The sequence below is a fragment of the Paenibacillus sp. GbtcB18 genome (assembly GCF_019091125.1).
Classification (GTDB): Bacteria; Bacillota; Bacilli; order Paenibacillales; family NBRC-103111; genus Paenibacillus_F; species Paenibacillus_F chitinolyticus.
Window position 1 is genome coordinate 1 of the sequence record NZ_JAGXJX010000552.1, and the last position, 256, is coordinate 256.

Annotated in this window: 1 protein-coding gene; it reads right to left on the reverse strand. The window is 53.1% G+C overall.

Going from position 1 to position 256, the window contains the following annotated elements; translation table 11 throughout:
* Positions 1 to 256: hypothetical protein (locus tag KVT34_RS30570; RefSeq protein ID WP_217563329.1), on the reverse strand; the 256-nt coding region annotated here is incomplete at both ends.

Consider the following 256-nt stretch of genomic DNA (forward strand, 5'->3'; position numbering starts at 1 on the left):
TCACCTCGTCTTCTCCGTCGCTAGCGGTAACCGCTATGTTCGTATTGCTCCCTTCCGGAATGGGGTCTTTCTGCGTATCCCACTGCTGATACCATGATTGCCCTGACACCGTCGCAACCGTCGATTCCGTGTCACCCGCAATGGTTGCGCTTATCGTTACTGGACCATGGTTCGGTTCTGCTACTGTACCGGATACCGTTATACCCGAGTTCCCATAACTCGGATTGCCCGTTTGATTGGTACTGTTTACCGACAG